The organism is Tepidamorphus gemmatus, assembly GCF_004346195.1.
In the GTDB taxonomy this organism is placed as follows: domain Bacteria; phylum Pseudomonadota; class Alphaproteobacteria; order Rhizobiales; family Tepidamorphaceae; genus Tepidamorphus; species Tepidamorphus gemmatus.
Window position 1 is genome coordinate 78,873 of the sequence record NZ_SMAK01000011.1, and the last position, 22,797, is coordinate 101,669.

General features: G+C 67.7%; 19 protein-coding genes and 1 riboswitch. Of the genes, 18 read left to right on the top strand and 1 reads right to left on the bottom strand.

All coding sequences use genetic code 11. The annotated features are described in order from the left end of the window. Positions 1-35: 35 nt before the first annotated feature. From EDC22_RS15365 to EDC22_RS15405, 10 genes are all read left to right on the top strand, one after another. Positions 36-3,518 carry an indolepyruvate ferredoxin oxidoreductase family protein gene (locus tag EDC22_RS15365; protein ID WP_132807566.1) on the top strand — a complete coding sequence of 1,161 codons (3,483 nt, stop codon included), beginning with the start codon at positions 36-38 and terminating at the stop codon, positions 3,516-3,518. A 98-nt stretch (positions 3,519-3,616) separates the two neighbouring features. After that, on the top strand, positions 3,617-4,828 hold the full coding sequence (locus EDC22_RS15370) for a type II secretion system F family protein (RefSeq protein WP_132807567.1): 1,212 nt from the start codon (positions 3,617-3,619) through the stop codon (positions 4,826-4,828). Next, positions 4,825-5,292 carry a type II secretion system major pseudopilin GspG gene (gene gspG / locus EDC22_RS15375; protein ID WP_245499789.1) on the top strand — a complete coding sequence of 156 codons (468 nt, stop codon included), beginning with the start codon at positions 4,825-4,827 and terminating at the stop codon, positions 5,290-5,292. The genes EDC22_RS15370 and gspG overlap by 4 nt, the downstream gene beginning before the upstream one ends. After that, positions 5,264-5,752 (top strand): prepilin-type N-terminal cleavage/methylation domain-containing protein, encoded by a 489-nt coding sequence (locus EDC22_RS15380; protein WP_132807568.1) that lies wholly within the window; start codon positions 5,264-5,266, stop codon positions 5,750-5,752. The genes gspG and EDC22_RS15380 overlap by 29 nt, the downstream gene beginning before the upstream one ends. Then, positions 5,749-6,174: a prepilin-type N-terminal cleavage/methylation domain-containing protein gene (locus EDC22_RS15385; RefSeq protein ID WP_132807569.1), complete on the top strand. Its 426-nt coding sequence runs from the start codon at positions 5,749-5,751 to the stop codon at positions 6,172-6,174. The genes EDC22_RS15380 and EDC22_RS15385 overlap by 4 nt, the downstream gene beginning before the upstream one ends. Continuing rightward, the gene (locus EDC22_RS17965; RefSeq protein ID WP_165926933.1) at positions 6,171-6,848 is read left to right on the top strand and encodes a hypothetical protein; all 678 of its coding nucleotides are present in this window, start codon (positions 6,171-6,173) and stop codon (positions 6,846-6,848) included. The genes EDC22_RS15385 and EDC22_RS17965 overlap by 4 nt, the downstream gene beginning before the upstream one ends. Beyond that, the gene (locus EDC22_RS15390) at positions 6,836-7,723 is read left to right on the top strand and encodes a type II secretion system minor pseudopilin (RefSeq protein WP_165926934.1); all 888 of its coding nucleotides are present in this window, start codon (positions 6,836-6,838) and stop codon (positions 7,721-7,723) included. The genes EDC22_RS17965 and EDC22_RS15390 overlap by 13 nt, the downstream gene beginning before the upstream one ends. Positions 7,724-7,817: 94 nt before the next feature. Then, complete coding sequence (locus tag EDC22_RS15395) at positions 7,818-8,873, top strand: PilN domain-containing protein (protein WP_165926935.1); 1,056 nt, start codon at positions 7,818-7,820, stop codon at positions 8,871-8,873. Positions 8,874-8,884: 11 nt separating this feature from the next. Next, complete coding sequence (gene gspM / locus EDC22_RS15400; protein ID WP_132807572.1) at positions 8,885-9,445, top strand: type II secretion system protein GspM; 561 nt, start codon at positions 8,885-8,887, stop codon at positions 9,443-9,445. Then, positions 9,442-9,981: a hypothetical protein gene (locus EDC22_RS15405; RefSeq protein WP_132807573.1), complete on the top strand. Its 540-nt coding sequence runs from the start codon at positions 9,442-9,444 to the stop codon at positions 9,979-9,981. The genes gspM and EDC22_RS15405 overlap by 4 nt, the downstream gene beginning before the upstream one ends. Positions 9,982-9,994: 13 nt before the next feature. On the opposite strand, the gene EDC22_RS15410 is transcribed toward EDC22_RS15405, so the two are convergent. Further along, positions 9,995-11,704 (bottom strand): GspE/PulE family protein, encoded by a 1,710-nt coding sequence (locus EDC22_RS15410; RefSeq protein WP_132807574.1) that lies wholly within the window; start codon positions 11,702-11,704, stop codon positions 9,995-9,997. 359 nt (positions 11,705-12,063) lie between these two features. Between EDC22_RS15410 and gspD the strand changes: the two genes are divergently transcribed. The 8 genes from gspD (at position 12,064) to EDC22_RS15450 (ending at position 22,273) form a co-directional block, all read left to right on the top strand. Continuing rightward, complete coding sequence (gspD, locus tag EDC22_RS15415) at positions 12,064-14,262, top strand: type II secretion system secretin GspD (RefSeq protein WP_132807575.1); 2,199 nt, start codon at positions 12,064-12,066, stop codon at positions 14,260-14,262. Then, positions 14,259-14,855 (top strand): prepilin peptidase, encoded by a 597-nt coding sequence (locus EDC22_RS15420; protein WP_245499790.1) that lies wholly within the window; start codon positions 14,259-14,261, stop codon positions 14,853-14,855. The genes gspD and EDC22_RS15420 overlap by 4 nt, the downstream gene beginning before the upstream one ends. Further along, on the top strand, positions 14,848-15,405 hold the full coding sequence (locus EDC22_RS15425) for a tetratricopeptide repeat protein (RefSeq protein ID WP_132807576.1): 558 nt from the start codon (positions 14,848-14,850) through the stop codon (positions 15,403-15,405). The genes EDC22_RS15420 and EDC22_RS15425 overlap by 8 nt, the downstream gene beginning before the upstream one ends. Before the next feature lie 612 nt (positions 15,406-16,017). Continuing rightward, the gene (locus tag EDC22_RS15430; protein ID WP_165926936.1) at positions 16,018-17,760 is read left to right on the top strand and encodes a S8 family peptidase; all 1,743 of its coding nucleotides are present in this window, start codon (positions 16,018-16,020) and stop codon (positions 17,758-17,760) included. Positions 17,761-18,109: 349 nt separating this feature from the next. After that, complete coding sequence (locus EDC22_RS15435) at positions 18,110-19,450, top strand: S8 family peptidase (RefSeq protein WP_165926937.1); 1,341 nt, start codon at positions 18,110-18,112, stop codon at positions 19,448-19,450. Between the two features lie 204 nt (positions 19,451-19,654). After that, positions 19,655-20,407, top strand: coding sequence for an SDR family NAD(P)-dependent oxidoreductase (locus tag EDC22_RS15440; protein ID WP_245499791.1), 753 nt, complete (start codon positions 19,655-19,657; stop codon positions 20,405-20,407). A gap of 7 nt (positions 20,408-20,414) precedes the next feature. Further along, positions 20,415-21,251, top strand: coding sequence for a transketolase (locus EDC22_RS15445; RefSeq protein WP_132807580.1), 837 nt, complete (start codon positions 20,415-20,417; stop codon positions 21,249-21,251). Beyond that, the gene (locus EDC22_RS15450; RefSeq protein ID WP_132807581.1) at positions 21,248-22,273 is read left to right on the top strand and encodes a transketolase family protein; all 1,026 of its coding nucleotides are present in this window, start codon (positions 21,248-21,250) and stop codon (positions 22,271-22,273) included. Before EDC22_RS15445 ends, EDC22_RS15450 begins: the two co-directional genes overlap by 4 nt. 62 nt (positions 22,274-22,335) lie before the next feature. Then, a riboswitch (cobalamin riboswitch) is annotated at positions 22,336-22,552 on the top strand. The last annotated feature ends 245 nt before the right edge of the window (positions 22,553-22,797 follow it).

Genomic DNA, 22,797 nt, shown 5'->3' on the forward strand with positions numbered 1-22,797 from the left:
GCTCCCGGCCCATTTCCTGTCGCGACGAGGTGCCGATGACCGCAACCGCCCGCACGGTGACGCTCAACGACAAGTACGAGCTGCAGCACGGAACGGTCCATATGTCCGGCATTCAGGCGCTGGTCAGACTGCCGCTCGACCAGATCCGGCGTGATCGGGCGGCAGGGCTGAGGACCGGCGGTTTCATCTCCGGTTATCGCGGATCGCCGTTGGCCGGCTACGACCAGCAGCTTGCGCGGGCCAGGCGCCTTCTCGATGCGCATGATCTCGTCTTCCAGCCCGGCATCAACGAGGAGCTCGCGGCAACCGCCGTGTGGGGAACGCAGAAGATCCGTCTGGCCGGCACGTCGGACTATGACGGCGTGTTCGGCATCTGGTACGGCAAGGCACCAGGCGTCGACCGTGCCGGTGACGTGCTGCGCCATGCCAATGCCAGCGGCACGGCGTCGGCGGGGGGCGTGCTGGCTGTCGCCGGCGACGACCATCTGGCGAAATCATCGAGCCTGCCGGCGCAGAGTGAATTCGCCTTCATGCACGCCGAGATCCCGGTGCTCAATCCGTCCGACCTGCAGGACGTGCTCGATTTCGGGCTGTACGGGATTGCAATGTCGCGCTACAGCGGCCTGTGGACGGCGCTGATTGCGCTCGCCGACACGATGGATTCCACCGGCGTCGTCTCGGTCGACGCGAACCGGCTGACGATCCGCCGCCCGCTGGATATCCCCGACCCGCGCCGGGGCGCCGAGCTCAACCTGGCGCTGCAGCTCGCCAACCGGCTCGACACGGAGGTGCTGACCCGCGAACTGCGGCTGCCGGCGGCGCGCGCCTTCGTGCGGGCAAACGGCCTCGACCGGCAGGTGTTCGGCGCTGCACGGCCGCGCTACGGCATCGTCGTCACCGGCAAGGCTTATCGCGACCTGCGCCAGACGCTCGACCTGATGGGCATCGACGAGACGGTGGCGCAGGAGATCGGGCTCGCAGTGTTCAAGGTGGCGATGCCTTGGCCGCTCGAGCCGGAAGCGATCGGTGCCTTCGCAACCGGAGTCGAGCGCCTGATGGTGGTCGAACACAAGCGCGGCGTCATCGAGCCGCAAATCAAGGAGCTGATGTTCCACTGGCCGGCCGACCGTCGGCCGCAGATATTCGGCAAGCATGCGCCGGACGGACGGCGGCTGCTGCCGGACGTTCGCGAATGCGGCCCGGACGAGATCGCCCCGGCGCTGCTTGCCTTCCTGCCGGCGGGCGTGCATCGCCCGGCGATGAGAGAGGGGGCGGAGCGGCTCGCGGCGCGGGTGCGCTGGGCTCGGGAGAACGGCACCGATGCGAAGCGTCAGCCGTACTTCTGCTCGGGCTGCCCGCACAACGCTTCCACCATGACGCCGGAGGGCAGCCGGTCCATGCCGGGCATCGGCTGCCACGTGATGACGGAAGCGGCGGGGCGCACGACCGACGGCGTCGTGGCGATGGGCGGGGAGGGCGTTCCGTGGCTCGGTCAGTTCCCGTTCTCCAAGGATCGGCACATCTTCGCCAATCTGGGCGACGGCACCTACTACCACTCCGGCATCCTGGCGATCCGGGCTGCAGTCGCGGCAAAGGCGCCGATCACCTACAAGATCCTCTACAACGATGCCGTGGCGATGACGGGCGGACAGCCGCATGACGGACCGCTCGACGTGCCGAGGCTCCTTGCCCAGGTGGCGGCAGAAGGCGTCGAGCGCATCGTGCTCCTGTCCGAGCGGCCGCATCTTTATGCCGGTGTCCCCCTGCCGCCCGGCACGCGTGTTTGCGAGCGCGATGCGGTGATGGAGGTCCAACGCGAACTCGCCAGCTTCCCCGGCGTCTCGGTGATGGTCTACGACCAGACCTGCGCAGCCGAGAAGCGTCGCCGGCGCAAGTCCGGCACCTACGGGAATCCGGCCGTCCGGCTATTCATCAATCCCCGTGTCTGCGAAGCCTGCGGCGACTGCTCGGTGCAGTCCAACTGCATCTCGGTCGAGCCGTTGCCGACGCCATTCGGCGAGAAGCGGCGGATCAACCAGTCGAGCTGCAACAAGGATTTCTCCTGCCAGAAGGGGTTCTGTCCGTCCTTCGTCACGGTCGAGGGTGCGGAACCCCGCCGGGCGGAGGCGGTCGGCCTCGACATTGCCGCACTTGCCGCGGAACTCGGCGAGCCGGCCCGCTGGCTTCCCGACCGCCCGTTCAACCTCCTCGTTACCGGTATCGGCGGCATGGGCGTCATCACCACCTCGGCGGTGCTGGCGACGGCAGCCTTCCTCGACGGGTTAGATGCGTCGACGCTCGACATGACCGGCCTTGCCCAGAAGAACGGGCCGGTGACCTCACACGTGCGCATCGCCCGGCGCGACGTGCCGATCGAGGGGCCGAGGGTCCCAGCCGGGGCGCTGGACACGTTGATCGCAGCCGACCTGCTGGTCGCGGCCGGTGCCGAGGTGCTGGCGCTGTGTGCGCCGGACCGGACCCGCGCCGTCGTCGCCGAGCGGGTCGCTCCGACCGCCGAGTTCGTCCTTCACCAGACGCAGGGGTTCGAGGCGCGCCGGCTGCGGCGGATCGTGGCCTCGGCGGTGCGCTGCATCGACGGCGGTGATGTCGCGCATCTCGCCGAGGCAGTTCTGGGCGATGCGATCTTCGCCAACATGATGCTGGTGGGGTTTGCCTGGCAGAAGGGCCTGGTTCCGGTCGGGCGCAACGCCATCGAACAGGCGATCCGGATGAACGGGGCGGCTGTGGCGGCCAACCTCCGAGCCTTCGCGGCCGGCAGGCTGCTGGCAGATCGCCCCGAGATGTTCGCACAGCTCGCCGGGCCGGAGTCCGCACCGCAGGACATGATGCTCGACGAGCGGATCGCGTTTCTGGCCGCCGAGCTGACCGCCTATCAGGACAGCGCCTATGCGCAGCGGTTCCGCGCTGCCGTCGGGAAGATCCGTGCGGCCGAGGAGCGGGCAACCGGCGCGGCCGGCCGTCTCACCCGGACCGCGACCGAGTCGCTGTTCAGGCTGATGGCTTACAAGGACGAGTACGAGGTTGCCCGACTCTACACCTTGCCGGAATTCCGGAAGGCGCTGGAGGCACAGTTTGAGCCTGGTGGCAAGGTTTCCGTCCAGCTCGCCCCGCCGCTTCTGTCGCGGGTCGACCCGGCAACGGGGCGGCCGCGCAAGCGAACGTTCGGACCGTGGGTGTTCACGGCGTTCCGCCTGCTCGCGGCGATGAAGCGTCTGCGCGGCACCTTTGCCGATCCGTTCGGCCATACCGCCGAGCGTCGCGCCGAGCGGGCGCTGGTTGCCGAGTTCGAGGCGATCCTGACGCGCCTGGCGGCCTCGCTCGATGCCCGGTCGATCGGTCTTGCCGTCGAGATCGCCCGCGTGCCCGACGCGATCCGCGGCTACGGTCCCGTGAAGGCCGCTGCCATCGACAGGGCGCGCCGCCGCTGGGCCGATCTGATGCGGCGGTGGGAGAGTGGTGCCACGCGCGAGGTGCCGATGCTCGAGGCAGCGGAATAGCGCCGCGCGGCGCTGCCCGGCATGTCGATGACAGTGCCTCGACATGTCGGCCGATCCGGGGCAGGGTGCGGCAGCTTCCTCGCCAGCCTGGCAGGTACATGCCGAAGTACCGCTACCGCGCCCTCGATCCTTCCGGCCAGCTGGTCACTGGCGAGGCTGAGGCCGACTCGAGCCGCGACCTCTTGAGCGAGCTCGAGCGCATCGGGCACATCCCGATCGAGGCGCGCGAGGCCCGTGACGGGGCCGGCACGGCCATCCTGCGCGTGTTCCGCGCGCAGCCGAGGACCGAGGAAATCACCGAGGCCACCCGTGACCTGGCGATGCTGCTGAAGGGCGGGGTCAGTCTGCACGAGGCTCTGCAGCTGCTCGCACGCACGGGCGGCCGCTCCGTGGTGCGCGATCTGATGGCTTCGCTGCAGCGCAGCATCGCCGACGGCAAGAGCTTCGCCGAGTCGCTGGCGCAGCATCGCAACGTCTTCCCGCCGATCTATGTCAAGATGGTCGAGGTCGCCGAGGCGGCAGGCACGCTGGAGACGACGCTGGACGCCATCGCCCAGGAGCGCAGCCGCAACGAGGCGCTCAGGCGACGCCTGACCTCGGCGCTTACCTATCCGAGTTTCCTCGTGATGGCGGCGTGCGGCGTGTTCCTGTTCGTCCTGGTCGGCGTCATTCCCGAGTTCGAGCGGGCGATGTCGGGCTTCCAGGACCGCATCGATCCCTCGGCGCGAACCGTCTTCGCACTGTCGGGTTTCGTCCGCGCCAATCTCGATCTCATCCTTGGCGCCGCCGTCCTGGCGCTGATCGGCGGCCTCATGGTCTCGCGCAGCCGCTCGGCGACCGGCGCACTGCTCCGGCTGATCGGACATGTTCCCGGCATCAGGACCATCGTCCAGTATCAACAGACCGTGTTCTTCTGCTCGACCCTCGGGACGCTGCTCGGCAGCGGGGTCGACATCACCACCTCGCTGCGGCTGGTGCGCGACCTGTTCCGCGACCGCCGCGCCGCCGAAAAGGTCGACAGGCTCATTGCCGAGGTGCGCCAAGGCCACCGGCTCAGCGACGCGCTGGCCGGGCTTGACCTCCTGCCAGCCTATGTTATCCCCATCCTCAGGGTCGGCGAGGAAGCCGGAGAGCTCGACACCATGTCGCGGCGCATCGGCGGCTTCTATGAGGATCGGCTGGAGCGATCGCTGGCGCGACTGACAGCCATACTGGGTCCTTCTATACTGATCCTGGTCAGCCTGATCATCGCGTGGCTGATCATAACCATCATAACGGCGCTGCTTAGCGTGAACGAGCTTTTGTTGTGACGCTACGGACAATACGGTTTGCGGCTGCCCTCGACCGGCGGCGGGCGCGTCGCGACAGGCGCGGCGGCTTCACCCTGGTCGAGCTGCTCGTCGTGCTCGTGATCCTCAGCCTGATCATGGGGCTGGTCGGCCCCCGCGTGCTGAGCTACCTCTCGGATGCACGCGGAAAGTCCGCGCGCCTGCAGATCGAGGCCATCCAGTCTGCGCTCGATCTCTTCTATCTCGATATGGGGCGGTATCCGACGACGTCGGAAGGACTTCAGGCGCTCGTGGTTCGGGTGCCCAATGCGGACCGGTGGAACGGTCCCTATCTGAACCAGACCTCCGTCCCGCTCGATCCGTGGGGGAATCCCTACGATTACCGTTCTCCGGGGGCCAGCGGCCCGTACGAGATCACCTCTCTCGGGTCCGACGGACGCAAGGGAGGTACCGGAGATGCCTCGGACATCACCAGCACCAGATAGACGTCACGACGCCCGGGAAGGGTTCGCGCTGATCGAGATGGTGGTCGCGCTTGCGATCATCGGCCTCGTGATGGTGCTGGTGCTGCCACGTGTTGCGCGCGAGCCGGGACCGGCGGCGCTGCGGGCCAAGGCCTATACCGTCGCCGGCCTGCTGCGCGACGACCGCAACCGGGCGCTGCTCGATCGCCGCGACGTGGTCAGTCGGGTGGACCTCGGCAAACGGGTGGTCGTGTCGGGTGCGGACGGGAGTTATGTGCGCATCCCCGATTCCGTCAGCATCGATTTCCTCCAGTCCGACCAGGAGAGGGCGGCGGGCGGCGGCATCCGGTTCCGGGCGGACGGCCGCTCGTCCGGCGGTGTCCTGACACTCAGCCGCGGCCCTGTCGGCTACCGCATCAGCGTCAATTGGCTGACGGCAGCCGTCGACGTCCTGCCCGTCGCAACACAGGCCGACCGATGACCGCGCGGAGGCGACGGCGGCGGCGCGAGGAGGGCTTCCTGCTGCTCGAAACCCTGGTCGCCGTCGTCCTCATGTCGTTGCTGATGATGGTCCTGCCCGGCGGGATCGTGGTCTCCAGGCGGATGGTCGAAAAATCGCTGTCCACCGTCTCCGCCGGCCTCGTCGCCGAGGCCGTGCTGGCCGGCGAGCTTGCCCCGGAGACCCTGCAGTTCGGCACCAGGAGCGGGATAGTGGACGGCTACGAGTGGATGGCGCAGGTCAGGCCGAGGGCCGGTCTGGTGCCATCGCGCCGTGACGAGGGGGAGAGGCAGGCGCAGCGGCAAGCGGACTGGACCCCCTACGATGTCACGGTTGAGGTGCGTGCGCCGGACGGCACGACGATCGCCGTCGACACGCTGCGGATCGGGTCGGCACGGCAATGAGCCGGCCGTGGTATCGTCCGCGTCGGGACCGAGCCGCGGGTTTCGTGCTGATGGAGGCACTCGCCGCGCTGGCGCTCGGTGCGCTGGTGCTGATGGCGGTGCCGCTCGTCGCCGGGCTGATGCTGCGCAACTGGCAGAAGACGACGCTGGACAGCGACAGGCTGGAGACCGTCGCGGCCGGGATGCGGGTGCTCAGGCGTGACGTGACCGCCATGCGGCGGGAGTTCTGGGGCAGACGGCATGGCGCGACCTACGCGTTCGCCGGGGGGCCGGAGTCGCTTGCCATCGTGGTCGGCGGCGACGGTGCGTCGCCCGGGCCGGGGCGCGGCATGGTCGTCTATTCGGTGCGCCCCGATGCGGGCGGATCCGTCCTGCAGCGGGCGGCGGCGCCGCTCGCGCCGGATGCCAGGCAATTCGATCTCGCAGCGCTGCGCGATCCGGTGGTACTGCTGCGCGGTCCGTGGCGCTACCAGTTCCGCTATGGCAGACTGGAGGGGCCGCGTCTGGAATGGACCACGACCTGGGCGCTGCCGACTGCCTTGCCGGACGCGATCCGCCTCGATGTCGTCGATCAGGACACGGGTATCCGGGTGCTGCCGCCGCTGATCCTGCGCCCGGCGGCCGAAACCGAACCCGGGTGTCTGGACGAGAGGGCCGGTCCATGCGGCGGATGACCGGCGAGCGCGGATACATCTCCGTCGTGGTGCTGATGGTCGCCGGCCTGCTGGCGGCTCTCGTGGCGGCGACGATGCAGGTGTCGCGGCCGACCGCCGCCTATGCACGGCTGAATGTCGACGAGCTTCAGGCCGACGCGCTGCTGCGGGGCGGCGTCGCGGCGGCCGCCTACAGCCTGTTCGTCGGGCGGCTCGATCCGGCCCAGCTGGCGGGCACCGTTGTCACGTTCGCGACCGGGGCGGTGCGGCTGTCCGCGCGCACGGAGCGGGGCCGGATCGACCTGAACGGATCGCCGCCAGTGCTGCTCGCCGGGCTCTACCGGGCCGTCAACGGACGCGGCATGAGTGCGCAGCAGTTCGCCGCCCGGGTGGCGGACTGGCGCGATGCCAACGGGCAACCTGGGCCGAATGGCGCCGAACGGCCGCAATACCGCGAGGCAGGGCTCGCCTACGGTCCGCGCAACGGTCCCTTCCAGTCGGTGGAGGAGCTGATGCTGGTGCTCGGCATGACCGCCGAGGACTACGCCAGGCTCAGCCCGCATTTGACGATCTTCAATCCGGAGGGGACGATAGATCCGATGAGCGCATCGATTCCCGTGCTGTCTTCGGTGCCCGGGATGGATGCGCGTCAAGCGCAGGAGCTGGTCGCGGCATTGCGCGCCGAGGCGCCGGAGCGGCGGGCGCAGAACCGCCAGCTGCAGCGCTTCTCGCGGTTCCTGTCCGTCGAGGACGCGCAGGTTTTCAGGATCACTGCCGAGGCCAGGCTGCTTGGCGGCTTCACCCGGACCGCGGAGGCGGTGATCGTGCAGACGGACACTCCGCAGCTGTTCGATGTGCTCGCCTGGGTCGACGAGCCGGCTGGAGAGGGACGTTGAGGCGGGCCGCTGCCGCTTGCCGAGGGATGGGCGTGGCGTTGCCGGCCGCAGGAGCCTATATGCTGTCGGTTGCGACGACCACCGGGAGCGCGCGATGAATGCTGTCAGCCGGTTGCTCGGATGGTGGGTCGGGGAGCTCGCCCGAGCCGTCGAGCCGCTGGTCGTCCGCTTCGGGCGGCCGGCCGGCTTCGTCGTCGTGGATACCGCAGGCCGGTATCAGGCGTGGCGGGTCAGCGGCCGCGAACCGGTGTTGCTCGGCACCGCCGACGCTGCCGACCTTGCCGCCACCGATTGGGTGAAGAAACTGAAGTCGCGGTCGTTCGAGCTGCGTCTCGAGGCGGGACAGGTCCTCGACCGGACCCTCAGTCTCCCGGCTGCCGGCAGGCAGTATGTCGAGGCGATCCTGCGCCATCAGATCGAGCGGCTGACCCCCTGGGCCGCCGACCGTGTCGTCTTCGACTACGAGATCGTCGAGGATGCAGCGTCCGCGACCGACGACCAGATGCGGATACGACTCGTCGCCACCGCACGGGAGCGCGTTGCGGCGGCGCTGGCGCCGCTGGAGGCGTTGGGACTCAGCCCGCGCGCGGTCGGTACCGCAGCCGATCCGCTGGGCCTGGCGACGAGCATCGACCTGCAGGATTCCAGCAAGACCCGGCGCCGTGACGTGCTTCGTCGGAAGGTGGGGATCGCGCTTGCCGCCTTTGCGGCACTGGTGGTTGTGGCGGGTGGCGTACAGAGCTGGATCGTCTACGATCTCACGAAGCGTAGCGAGGCGCTCGACGCGGCGATCGAGATGCGCCGCTCTGTCATCGCCGAGGCGGTGGCACGCGCCGGCGCGTCAGCGAGCCACCAGCAGCTCGCCGCGCGCAAGGCCTCCGCATTGCCGATGGTGCTGCTGATCGAGGAACTGTCGAAACGGATCCCGACCGACACCTATCTCACCGAACTCTCGATCGACGGGCAGACGCTCCGGATCAACGGCCTGTCCTCGCGCGCCACCGAGCTGATCGCGCTGATCGAGCAGTCGCCGATGCTGTCGGCCGCCCAGTTCGCCGCCCCGACCACGCGGACCGAGGACGGGGCCGCCGACAGCTTTCAGATCCTCGCCAGGCTGCCGGGCCAGGACCCGCAAGGGGACCAGCCGTGACGTCGCCGGCCATGCGGATCGATTCCCGGCAGGTCGGAGCGGTGGCGCTGGCCGGTGCGCTGGTGGTCGCCGCCATTTCGTGGCTGGCCTGGGGCTGGCTGGCGCGACAGGCGGTCGCGGAGCGCATCGCCGTTCAGACTGGCCAGATCGCGCATCTGGACCGGCGGCTCGCGTCGCTCGAGGCAGACGGCACGCCGCAGGCGGGCGAGGGCGCGCCGGCGGCCGTCTACTTTCCCGGAGCGACCGCGCCGATCGCGGCAGCCGCGGTCCAGCGCACGGTGGACGGTATCATTGACGCGGCAGGCGGGCGGCTGATCGAAAGCCAGCTGTTGCCGATCGCCGAGGCCGATCCGGATGGCCACCGGATCGACCTGCGCACCTCGTTCGAGGCAACGATCGAGAGTTTGCAAGCAATTCTGTTCGAGATCGAGACCAGGCGGCCGATCATGCTTGTGAGGTCGCTGTCGGTGCGATCCTTCGTGGCGGCCGGTCGCAATGACGCCGACGTGGACGATCCGGTGCTGCAGGTGTCGCTGGTGGTTGCGGCATTCTGGGAGCCTGGCGAAGAATGACGCGGCTCGGGAGCATCGCCGTCGTCTGTCTGCTGGCCGCCATCGGACAGGTGGCCGGCGGCTTCCCGGCGGTCGCCCAGGCATCCGGGCCGTCCGACGCACCGACAGGGGGGCAGGCACCCGGTGCCGTCCTTGAGGGCCTGACGCTCGACGATCTTGCCGCTACACGGGAGCGGCCGCTGTTCACGCCGGCGCGGCATCCGCCGCTGCCTCCGCCGCCACCACCGCCGCCACCGCCTCCGACGCTGGTCGAAAGGCCGGAGAGGCAGCCGCCGGCTGCGAGGAAGCCGCCGCAACTCCGGCTCGTCGGCGTCATCATCACCGATGACAGGATGGTTGCAATCATGATGGGCCAGAAGCGGCAGGTGCATAGGCTTGCGGTCGGCGACGAGGTCGACGGCTGGAAGGTGGTCGCCGTCGAGCCGAATTCGGTGAAGATGCAGTTCCGCAAGGAGAGCCGCGTCTACCGCATGTTCCGGTCGCGGGTCCGGATTCAGGAGGTACGGCCGTCTTCGGCGCAGGCCGGTGTCAACTGATCGGTCCTGCCGCTCAGGTGGCGACCCGCATCACCTCCGACACCGACGTCAGTCCCGCCCTGCATTTCATCAGGCCGTCTTCCAGCATGGTCGTCATCCCCGCCTTGCGGGCGACCTCCTGAATCCTGCCGGTGTCGACTTCGTCGTGGATCTGCTGCCGCAGGTCGGCGTCGAAGCGCATCACTTCGAAGATGCCGATGCGGCCGCGGTATCCGGTTCCACCGCACCAGTCGCAGCCGGTACCGCGGTACAGCGTTTCGCCTGCGCCAAGCTGTAGGATGCCGCGTTCGAGCAGCGATTGCGTGGCGTGGTCATGATCCGTGATCGCCGTGCGACAGCGCTCGCACAGCTTGCGAACCAGCCGTTGGCCAATCACGCCACGCAGCGCCGAGGCCAGGAGGAAGCTCTCGACCTTGAGATCGAGGAGCCGGGCGACCGCGTCGGCAGCATTGTTGGTGTGCAGTGTGGTCAGCACCAGGTGGCCGGTCAGCGCCGCCTGAATGCCGATCGCCGCCGTTTCGGCGTCGCGCATTTCGCCGACCATGATGATGTCCGGATCATGCCGCAGAAAGGCCCGCAGCGCGGTCGCAAAGGTGAGATCGATCGCCGGCTTGACCTGAGTCTGGTGGATGCCGGCAATCTGGTACTCGATCGGATCCTCGACCGTCATGATCTTGCGGGCCGGATCGTTCAGCTCGGTGAGCGCGGCGGCCAGCGTCGTGGTCTTGCCGCTGCCGGTCGGGCCCGACACCACGACCAGGCCGTAGGGCTCTGCCAGGATGGCGCGGATCGTCACCAGATCGCGGGGGGACATGCCGAGCCGGGCAAGGTCGAGCGCGCGCGATTCCTTGACCAGGATGCGGATGACCGCCGCCTCGCCATGGAGGGTCGGCAGCGTGGCGATGCGCAGGTCGGCTTCGGTGTTGACGATGCGGACGCGGGCGCGGCCGTCCTGAGGCAGGCGGCGCTCGGCGATGTTGAGACCGGCGAGAATCTTGATCCGTGACACGATCGCGCGTGCCATACGTCCCGGCAGCGTCTGGTAGGGCCGCAGGAAGCCATCGACACGCAGGCGCACGCGCACCGCATCGCGCGTCGGCTCGACATGGATGTCGGTCGCGCCCAGGTCGATCGCAGCCTCGAGCATCGCGTCGACGGCCTGCACGACCGGCGCGCCGCGTGCGAGGTCACGCAGCCGTTCCAGGTTCTCGTCGTTGCCGATGTCCATCTCGAGGTCGGTCGCGCCGCCGCCGGCCTCGTCCTTGCGCTCGGGTTCGGATTGTTCGGCATCGCGCTCGAACAGCATCGCGATGTCCTCGAAGGCGACGACGCTGATGCCGAACGGTCGCCCCACGGCGAGCTTCACGGCGTCGATCGCCTCGATGTTGGCCGGGTCGGCCACAGCCAGCATCAGGCGCCCGCCGATCTCGTAGGGATAGAGCCAGGCATCGCGCAGGAAGCGGCGCGACAGGCCGCGAGTGGCACCGCTCTGACTACCAATCGCGTCAATGCGCACGCGCGGAAGACCGTGAAACCGGGCGATGGCGTCGGCCAGGTCGGTGCCGGTCATCACGCCCGCTTCCCACAGCGCGGCATATGCCCCGCGCTGCTCCTGTGGGACTGCGTCGAGTGCGTCATAATCGACACGCTCGCCGAACTCTTCGCTTTTTCTCAGGAAGGAGAGAAAGGCGTCGTCGACATCCAGGGATGGCTTGGCTATCATTTTCCGCGAGTTCGGACCGGCGCACGCGACGCGGTGCGATTGTCAACAGATAGTTTGTCAGCGCAGGGGTGACAACCGACCGTTCCCGGTAAACTATAACCCCTCGGATCGGATGAGACCGGGGGAGAAGAACAGGCGTCTGGCGGCGAACCGCCCTTTCAGAACTCCAAGAACACGCTCCTGTTCGGCATGTCTGCGCGGAACGATCCCTCCTTCGGGAGGGGCGGTTCGGGCTGGGCGGTTGAGTCATGACCGGATGGCCTGATGAATGCGTTGCGGCATGCGCGGGCGGACGTTGTGGTACTTGCCGGTCTCGCCGGCAAATGCAGTCCTCAGGTGAGGAGGGTATCGAGGCGTTGATGCACCTGGGGAGGACAGTGCGCGCGGTGTTGCTCATCGTGCTGGCGGCGGCCTCGGTCTCCTGCCAGACGACGGAGGATCTGTTGTCCGTGCGCGGTTCCGGGTCGCGATTCTTCGGCTCGGTGCTGAATGCCGACCTCGCGGCCCGCCAGCCGGCGCCCGAGCAGAACCAGGGGCTGCAGCGAATCGGTCCGGCCGATCCGCCGCCCAGCGAGGTCTATACCGGCAGCGGCTACGTCAACGGTCAGGGCGGGCCGTTCGTGCCGGCGGGATCGTCGGAGACGGCTGGGCGTGGCACCTACAGGCTCAATTTCGAGAACGCCGACCTGGGGGAGGTGGTCCGGGCGATCCTCGGCGACGCGCTCGGCCGCAATTTCGTGATCGACACCGAGGTCAGCGGGCGCGTGACGCTCGTCTCGGCGCGGCCGGTGGCGCAGGAGGATCTGCTGCCGATTCTCGAAACGATCCTGCGCATGAACCAGGCCGCGCTGGTCGATACCGGTTCGATCTATCGGATCGTGTTCGACAGTGAGGTCGGTACGGTTCCATTGATCGACCGGAACGATACCCGGTCAGGTTACGGGCTGACGGTGGTTCCGCTGCGGTATGTCTCCGCCCGGACGATGGTCGGACTGATCGAGGGCTTTGCGACGCGATCGGAATCGTTGCGCGTGGATACCTCGCGGAACCTGGTACTCATCGCGGGAACGGCGGCCGAGCGGCAGACGGCGGTGGAGACGATCAACAATTTCGACACCGACTGGATGGCTGACCAGTCGGTGGCGATCTACCCGGTGGGGCGCGTCCGGCCGGAGACGCTGGTTCCGGAGCTCGAGCGGATCTTCGAAACGCGGGAAGGGCAGCCGGGCGCCGATCTCATCCAGTTCGTGCCGATGAGCCGCATGAAGGCAGTGCTGGTGGTCTCCAAGCGGCCCGATCTCATCCGGCAGGCAGGAATCTGGGTGAGCCGGCTCGACCGGCAGAGCCCCGAGACCGACGTTCAGGTGCATGTCTACCGGGTCAAGTACCGTGATGCGAAGATGCTGGTGCAAATCCTGAGCGGCATCTTCACCGGATCAACGGCGACCGGCATCGACCAGCGGGGCGACCGACCGGGCGACCAGATCGATCCGCGCGCCAGCCTGTTCCAGACCAGCGTGCAGGGCGAGACCGGCGACAACCTGAACCAGCAACCCGGGCTGAGCACCGATCAGCAGGATCCCGGACTGACATCCGGCAACACGTTCGACCTTACCGACACCGGCCGGCAACCCGGCGCCGGCGATATCTTGGCGGGACCGGCGACGGGCGGCAATGACCGTATCCGGTTCAGCGCCGACACCGCCAACAACTCGATCGTCGTCTATGCCGACGGCGAGACGTACCGGAAGATCCTGGCGGCACTGCGCCAGATCGACGTGCCGCCGCTGCAGGTGGCGATCAACGTGGTGATCGCCGAGATCCGACTGAACGACCAGCTGCGCTATGGCGTGCAGTATTTCCTCAAGAGCGGCGATGACGGCTCCATCGGTCTGTTCAACACGATCGCCAACAACATCAGCCGCGAACTGCCCGGCTTCAATTTCGTGATCGGCAGCGAGCGCAGCCCAGACGTCATCATTTCGGCATTCGACGAGATCACCGACGTGCAGGTGTTGTCCTCGCCGTCGCTGGTGGTGCTGGAGAACCAGACGGCGACGTTGCAGGTGGGCGAGAACGTCCCGGTCACCACCCGCCAGTCGACGTCGAACATCGACCCCGATGCCCCGACCGTGAACGAGGTCGAGTATCGCGATACCGGAATCATCCTGAACGTGACGCCGCGCGTCGCCGACAACGGGGTGATCTCGATGACGATCCAGCAGGAGATCTCCAACATCGCGTCGGGCGGCCAGACGCTGACGCCGACCTTTGCCAAGCGCAGGATCTCCAGCGCGGTTTCGGTCGTCAGCAATCAGACGGTGCTGCTCGGCGGGCTGATCAGCGAGCGCAGCGAGCGCAATGACACGGGCATCCCCGGCCTCCATCGCCTCGAGACGATCGGATCCCTGTTCGGTACCAAACGCAATCAGTCGGACCGCACCGAACTGATCGTCCTGATCCGGCCGGTCGTCATCCGCCAGGGCCAGGACGCCCAGCATGTCGCCGAGGAACTGAGGGCCAGGATGTGGGAAATGAACACGCGCGCCCGCGATTGAGCCTGCCGAGGAGACTCGCGCCATCCGCCCGCCGGCAGCTGGTCGGGGCTGCGGCGGGCGGGCTGGCGGGTGCGGTCGCCGCGCCGGCGCTGGGAGCCGACCCGGCCGGCACTCTCGCCGCGTCGATCCTGGGCGCGGCAATGTTCGCGATCGCGTTCGAGGACGCGCTGCGGCTGCGCGTGCCGGACCGATGGGTCGCACTCGCGGTCTTCGCCGGGCTGGCGTGGGCGGGCGTGGCGGGTGCGCACGAGGTGGCAGCGATGTTCGAGGCCGTTGCCGGGGCGCTGCTCGGCGGCGCCGTTTGCGCGGCGGCATTCCTGCTCCTGCGCGAGGGCTTCTACCGGTTGCGCGGCCTTGACGGGCTCGGCATGGGCGACGTCAAACTCGCTGCGGCTGGCGGCGTCTGGCTGGGTTGGCACGGCTTCGCCGTCGCCGTGCTGGCGGCGGCCGCGGCGGGGATTGCGGTGGTCGGCCTGCGGGCGCTGCGGGCCGGCGGCTGGCGCCGGGAGCAGCGGCTGTCCTTCGGGGCGCTGCTGGCACCGGCGATCTGGTGCGCTTGGCTGTCGCAGCAGGGAGGATGGGCAGGTGCCTAGCCGGTGGAACAGCAAGGTCTGGATCAGGTGCGGGAGCGGCCGGCTCGCCGCCGCGCTCGTTCTGGCCGGGACGCAGCTGGCGGCCGCAGCGATCGCGCTTGCCGACGGGGGTGTCGAGCGCGGCATTGCCGCCTACGAGCGGGGCGAACTGCGCGGCGCGGCGGCGATGTGGCTGCCGCTTGCCGAGCGTGGCGATCCGAAGGCGCAGACCGCTCTGGGCCTCGCCTACTACCACGGGCAGGGCGTGCCGCAGGACTTCGGTGCTGCAGCCGCCTGGTATCGCCGCGCGGCGGATCAGGGCTACCCCTATGCCCAGGGGTTGCTCGGCTATCTCTACTTCATCGGGCAGGGCGTCCATCAGGATTACGTCGAGGCACATTTCTGGCTGAACCTGGCGGCTGCCGGTCTGCCGCCGGGCCCGGAGCGCGACCTGGTCATCGACCGCCGCGGCGTCGTCCAGACGATGCTGAGCCCGCGCGAACTGCACGACGTGCAGGTTCGGGCGACGGTGTGGCGTCCGGTCCCGATCGTGCCGGAGACGGTGCAGTAGCCAAGCCCGCCTGCCGGGGAGCGCGAATGGCTTCGCGCCGCGATCCGCGCGTCACGGCCGGCGGCCCGATGCGGCCTCGAACGCGCGCCGATTCAATCGTTCGTCAGCCAGCTTAATGTATGGTAAGGTTTCCGTAGCGGCAGGCACCGACACAGTGCGTGATGTCGGCGGCCATTGCCTCGAAAATGATCGCAGGGGCGGACAATGCAAGACCTCGAAGAGAGTGGAACGCGGTCGATGCCGCTTGTCGCATCGATCTGGTGCCGGTTGACCGGAGCTGCAGCAGTTGCGGCCGTGACGGGCATGTTCCCTGCCGTCGCCGTCGGGCCGGCTTCGGCCGGCCTGGATACCCCAAGGGTTTTCGTGGAGAACCGGACCGGTGGTACCGTCGAGGCGACCGCCGAGGTGTTGTTGCGCAAGGCAGCGGAGCGCGGCCGCCTATCCGTGATCGTCCGGTTGAGTACCGATTTCGTGCCGGAAGGCGATCTTTCCGCGTTCCAGGCGGCAAATCAGCGCATCGCCATCGCCAATGCGCAGGCGCGTGTCCTGGAGGCAGTGCCCGGTGCGCAGAACGTCAAGCGCTACGAGACAGTGCCGATGCTGGCAATGTCGGTGACGGTCGCCGAGCTTCGCGCTTTGCTCGCCAACTCCGCCGTGTCCCGGATTACCGAAGATGTGGCGGTCGCACCCAGCCTCAGCGGCAGCGTTCCGCTGATCAGGGCGAACCGGCTGTGGGCACAGGGGATAACCGGCAGGGGATGGGCGGTGGCCGTTCTCGACACCGGGGTTCAGCTCGACCATCCAGCCTTCAAGGGGAAGATCATTTCCGAAGCATGTTATTCGACGACCGTATCGGGGCAATCGACATCGCTCTGTCCCCGGGGGGTGCAGAGCTCCACGAGGAAGGGTTCGGGTCGAAACTGCCCTGCTGATGTGGCGGGTTGCGACCATGGCACCCATGTCGCCGGCATCGCCGTCGGCTTTCCGGGCAACCCCTACAAGGGCGTTGCCCGCGGTGGCAACCTGATCCCGATCCAGGTGTTCAGTCGCTTCGACAACGACAGCGACTGCGGTGGCAGCGCGCCCTGCGTGCTCAGCTACACCAGCGACCAGCTCAGCGCGCTCGAGCGCGTGTTCGTGTTGCAGCGCACGCGCAAGATTGCGTCGGTCAACATGAGCCTCGGCGGCGGCGCGTATTCCTCCAGCTGCGACACAAGCGACCTCAAGCCAGCCATCGACAATCTGAGGTCGCGCAAGGTGGCTGTCGTGATCGCCAGCGGCAACAACGGCAACAACGGCTACATCAGTTCACCGTCGTGCATTTCCTCGGCGATTGCCGTCGGCAGCACGACGAAGTCCGACGAGGTGTCGAGCTTCTCGAATCATTCCGGACTGATCGCATTGATGGCGCCCGGCAGCGATATCCGTGCGCCGATCCTCCGCAGCAGGTACGGGGAGAAGAGCGGCACGTCGATGGCGACGCCGCATGTGGCGGGTGCGTGGGCGCTGCTCAAGCAGTCGAAGCCGACCGCGACCGTCTCGGAGATCCTCCGCGCGCTCGCCTGCACGGGCAAGGACGTGAAGCGTGACAACATCACCAAGCCGCGTATCGACGTGCTTGCCGCCAACAAGGTTCTGAAGCGCCCGAGGAACCAGCAGAGCTGGAACTTCGGTACGCAGGCCCAGGTCGACGACTGGGAGCATGAACTGGGTCGGTGGGTGCTCCGGTCCGGGACGATGTCCGTCAATGGCAGCGGCCCGACCATCTGGCTCGCCGCCACCAGTCCGTTCTGCTCGAGCAGCCTGTCGGTGACGTCAAGGGTCCGCCGGATCGACGACGACTCGTCCTTCAACTGGAACAGCGGCCTGTTCCTGTTCTCCAAGATCGACGCGGAGACGAACATGTCCGGCATGTGGTTCGCCTACAACAAGAGCGGCGGCGGTCAGGCAGTGATCTGGCGGGTGATCGGTCTCAACGGACGTGACAACACCGGTGGCAACAATTCGCTGCTTTGTGTGAGGGACGGCATCAATGTCAGGGTTGGTGGATTCAACAACCTGAAGGTCGTCAGTCGCAACGGAACGCACCAGTTCTCGATCAACGGCACAGTCGTCTGCAGCGCGACCGACCGGACATTCGAGACCGGCAACGTCGCCATGGTGATGGCCAACCCGGGGAGCAGCCGCGAGCACCGCTACGACGTCGACAGCGTGTCGGTCCAGCAGCTGTCGACCTCGGAGGGCTTGCCGGAGACGGCGCCGGACGTCGCGGCGACGAAGCCGCTCGTGATACCTGCGGGAATGTCGCCCCAAGGGACTTCCGGCAAGGCCAAGATTCAATCCGCGGCACGCTGATCCACCTGGGAGTCACCTGGCCTTCGACTGTTCCAGGCGGCGACCGATGCATGCGGGCGCCGCTTGCAATCTTGGTGACCGAGCCGCCCGGGCGCACCCCGGCTCACGACGAGCCAGTTTCCGCTAGGTAGGTTCGGCTTGAATTGCTAACGTGGCAGTGCCAGTGGACGACCGTCGTAGTCTTGCTGGGGCTTCCAATCACTGGCTGGGGACCATTGTGAAAGGTGACTGCATGCCCTGGATCAAAATTGCGCTGGCAGGGCGCCGCTGTCCCGCGTCAAGCGTGCGTCTGGCGGTTCTCGGAATTGCGGGGCTTGTGATGGCGGCCACGGCCGCGAGCGCCCAGACAATGTCGAACACCCCGGTCGTGCAGCTGGCGGACGGCAGCGGCGGAACCGTCCGGGCGTCGGCCAATGCGCTGATCGCCCGGGCTGAGGCAGAGGGCCGGATCCCGGTCGTCGTCGAACTGCGGCTGGGCGAGGGGCAGGAGCTCGGTGCCAATGCCGATCCGAGCCAGCTCGCCGCCCAGCGCGCCGCCATTGCCAGTCTTCAGCGCCGCGTGGTCGCCAATGTCCCGGGCGCTCGATCGGTCAAGCGCTATGCGAATGTCCCCTATGTGGCGATGTCGGTCGGTACAGCCGGGGTGCGCGCGTTGCTCGGCAATGATGCGGTCGCAGCAATCGACGAGGATGTCAGGGTCGAGCCGATGCTCGACGAGAGCGTTCCCCTCATCCGTGCCGACGTGGTCGCGCGTCGCAGGGGCGTCAACGGCGGCAGGGGATGGGCCGTCGTCGTGATCGACACCGGTGTCCAGCTGACGCACCCGGCCCTGCGCGGGCGCATCGTGTCCGAGGCCTGCTTCTCCACCAATGACCGCAGCGCCGGCGCCACCTCGCTGTGCCCCAATAAGGTGCCCCAGTCCTTCGCCAAGGGGTCCGGCAAGAATTGTCCGGCGAGGCTCGACGGGTGCTTCCATGGTACGCATGTCGCCGGGATCGCGCTGGGCAATCCGGCCAACAGCTTCAAGGGCGTTGCTCCGAATGCGGACCTGATTTCCATGCAGGTGTTCAGCCGGTTCACGCCGGATGCTTGCCGAGCCTCGACGCCCTGCATCAGCGCCTTCTACAGCGACATCATCGGTGCTCTCGACCGGTCGCTCACATTGACCAGCAGCCACAAGATCGCGTCCGTCAACATGAGCCTGGGCGGAGGCGCCTATACCAAGGCTTGCAACAACGACAATGCCTCGCTGAGTGCAATCACCAGGCTGATCCGCCAGCTTGCCGGCAAGGGCGTTGCGGTCGTCATCGCCTCGGGCAACAACGGCTCCAGCAGCTTCATCGCGGCACCAGGCTGCATTTCGGATGCCGTCACGGTCGGCAGCACAACGAAATCGGATCAGATCTCGTCGTTCTCCAATCACAACAGGCTCGTCGACCTGATGGCCCCCGGGAGCGACATCACCTCGGCCGTTCTCGGCAGCAGGTACGGGTCGGCGAGCGGGACCTCGATGGCAACACCCCATGTCGCCGGTGCCTGGGTTCTGATGAAGAAGATCCGGCCCAACGCGACGGTCGCCGACATCCAGAAGGCATTCCAATGCACGGGCAAGCGTGTCGCGCGGGCCGGGATCGCCAAACGGCGCATCGACGTGGAGGCGGCCGCCAACGCTCTCGTCAACGGGTGCTGACGCGGCCCTCGATCTTGGTCCCGGGCCGCACGCCCCGGCATCTACCCTCCTCCTGCGTCTGCCGGGAAATCCGTCGCGCCCACTCGACGCCCATAGGCCCCTGTCGCGACACACTCGGGGAATAGCCACATCGCAATGGCGTATGTATACGTAGTCCGCGGTGGCCGGACGACGCTGGTCGCAATATCGCAGAGGGAGGTGGAGTTGAAGCTGCTGGACGGCAGGACGGCGGTGATTTCCGGCGCGGCAAGCCCGCGCGGGATAGGATTGGCGACGGCGCGGCTGTTTGCCCGCCACGGCGCGCGGGTGGCGATCCTCGACCTCGACGAGACGGCTGCGCGTGCGGCGGCGGCGGGGATCGGCGAGGCGCATCTGGGCATTGGCTGCGACGTCACCGACCAGGCTGCCTGCGACCGTGCCGCGGGCGCGGTGCTGGCGGCGTTCGGCAAGATCGACATCCTCATCAACAATGCCGGCATAACCCAGCCCCTCAAGTTCGGCGAGATCGGCCCGGACGACTGGCAGCGGGTGATCGACGTGAACCTCAAGGGCATCTTCTGCCTGAGCCGGTCGATCGTGCCGCACATGCGCAAGCGGCGGTCGGGGGCGATCGCCTGCATGTCGTCGGTGTCGGCGCAGCGCGGCGGCGGCGTCTTCGGCGGACCGCACTATACGGCAGCGAAGGCGGGCGTGCTGGGGCTGGCCAAGGCCATGGCGCGCGAACTGGGGCCTGACGGGATTCGCGTCAACTGCGTCACGCCGGGTCTGATCGACACTGACATCACCCAGGGCAAGCTCTCCGACGAGATGAAGCAGAAGATCATTGAAGGAATCCCGCTGGGACGGCTCGGATCGGCCGAGGACGTGGCGGGCATCTACCTGTTCCTCGCCTCCGACCTGTCGGCCTATGTCACCGGAGCGGTGATCGACGTCAATGGCGGCATGCTGATCCACTGAGGGCGCGATGGCCAACAGATCCAATGTCAGCCTCGCCGATCGGGCCTACAATATCCGCCGCAACGCGCTGCGCATGGGGCAGGTCCAGGGGCAGGGCTACATTGCCCAGGCGCTCGGCATCGCCGATGTGCTGGCGGTCTCCTACTTCCATGCGCTGACCTATCGTCCGGACGATCCGGAATGGGAGGGACGCGACCGTTTCCTGCTGTCGATCGGCCACTACGCCATCGCGCTCTACGCGGCGCTGGTCGAGGCGGGGATCCTGCCGGAGGACGAGATCGACACCTACGGCACCGACGACAGCCGTCTGCCGATGTCGGGCATGGCCGCCTACACCCCCGGCATGGAAATCACCGGGGGATCGCTCGGTCACGGACTGCCGATCGCGATCGGCATGGCGCTCGGCCTGCGGCGCAAGGCGTCCGGCGCATTCGTCTACAATCTCCTGTCCGATGGCGAACTCGGCGAGGGGTCGACCTGGGAGGCGGCGATGGCGGCGAGCCGGTTCGGCCTGTCCAACCTCATCGCAATCGTCGATGTCAACGACATGCAGGCGGACGGGCCGGCCACGAAGGTCTCGGGCTTCGAGCCGCTCGAGGACAAGTGGCGGGCATTCGGCTGGCAGTGCTGGCGTGTCAACGGCAACGACATCGACGCGCTGGTCGCGGCCTTCGATGCAGCACGGGGCAGCAGGGCGGCGCAGCCGCGCGTGGTGATCTGCGACACCAGGATGGCAAAGGGCGTGCCATTCCTGGAAGCGCGTGAGCGCAACCATTTCCTCAGGGTCGAGCCTGAGGAATGGGAGCTGGCGCTGCAGGCGCTGGACGCGGGGAGGGGGGCATGACACGGCTGTCCAAGTACACGCCCCGCCCGAAGACCGGGAACGGACCGCGGGCGACGACCTCGGCGATGATCGCCTCGCTGGCGCCGGAGGGGCATCCGGCAAGGCCGGCGCCATTCGGCCATGCGCTGGCGGAGCTTGCCCACAGCCGTGCCGATATCGTCGGGCTGACGGCTGATCTCGGCAATTATACCGATCTGCACGTGTTCGCTGTTGCGCATCCGGACCGCTTCTACCAGATGGGCATGGCCGAGCAGGTGCTGATGGGGGCGGCGGCCGGCTTGGCGCGCGAGGGCTTCACGCCGTTCGCCACCACCTATGCGGTGTTCGCCTCCCGGCGCGCCTACGACTTCATCTGCATGGCGATCGCGGAGGAAAGTCTGAACGTCAAGATCGTCTGTGCGCTGCCGGGTCTGACCACCGGATATGGCCCCAGCCATCAGGCGACCGAGGACATAGCGATCTTCCGGGGAATGCCGAACCTGACGATCATCGACCCGTGCGATGCCACCGAGATCGAGCAGGCTGTGCCGGCGATCGCCGACCATCCGGGGCCGGTCTACATGCGTCTTTTGCGCGGCAACGTGCCGGTGGTGCTGGAGGAGTACGGCTACCGGTTCGAGCTCGGCAAGGCGAAGCTCTTGCGCGACGGCGCCGATGTGCTGTTCGTGTCGTCGGGTTTCATGACGATGCGGGTGCTGGAGGCGGCGAAGATGCTAGCGGCCGACGGCATCGGCGCCGCCGTCCTGCACGTCTCCACCATCAAGCCGCTGGACGAGGCGGCGATCCTTGGCGAGGCGGGCAAGCCTGGCCGGCTGGTGGTGGTGGCCGAGAACCATTCCATCGTCGGTGGCCTCGGCGAGGCGATCGCAGGCCTCTTGCTGCGCGCCGGGGTACGGCCGGCCGCCTTCCGACAGATCGCGCTGCCCGACGAATTCCTCGACGCCGGGGCGCTGCCGACGCTGCATGAGCGCTACGGCCTGTCGTCGGAGGCGGTGGCGCGATCAGTGAAGGGCTGGTTATAGGGTGCGTCTCATCGCGCGCAGGAGCACGCCGATCGACTGTTGACGCCAACGGATTGTCTGGGGCAAGCTCTTCCCGTCACGGTCTTCCGAGTCGTCAGATCGGGAGCTAAGAGGGAATCCGGTGCGTGTTTCCGTGTCGTCGGAGCGCAAGACCGGAGCTGCCCCCGCAACTGTGAGCGGATAGCCGTTCGTCGGAATGCCACTGGGTGAAATCCCGGGAAGGCGGCGAACACGCGATGACCCGCGAGCCAGGAGACCTGCCGTGGCCATGCGTAACGTCCCCGGGCGGGGTGCCCCGCGGGTCGTGTGGCTGCGGCATTCATGTGCATGGCCGTAGGCCAGGCGTCCTTCCGGCACTCGCCCTGACAATCGAGCGGGGTTGCCGATGATCGAACGTAGCTCAGCCTTTCCACACGATCGGATGCGCTGCTCGGACGGCCCGTGACATCCGGATCGGTTACGTTATAGCATAACATTCCTGCTCCTGCTGCTGCCCGCGTGTGCAGCGGTGCCGCCTCACATCA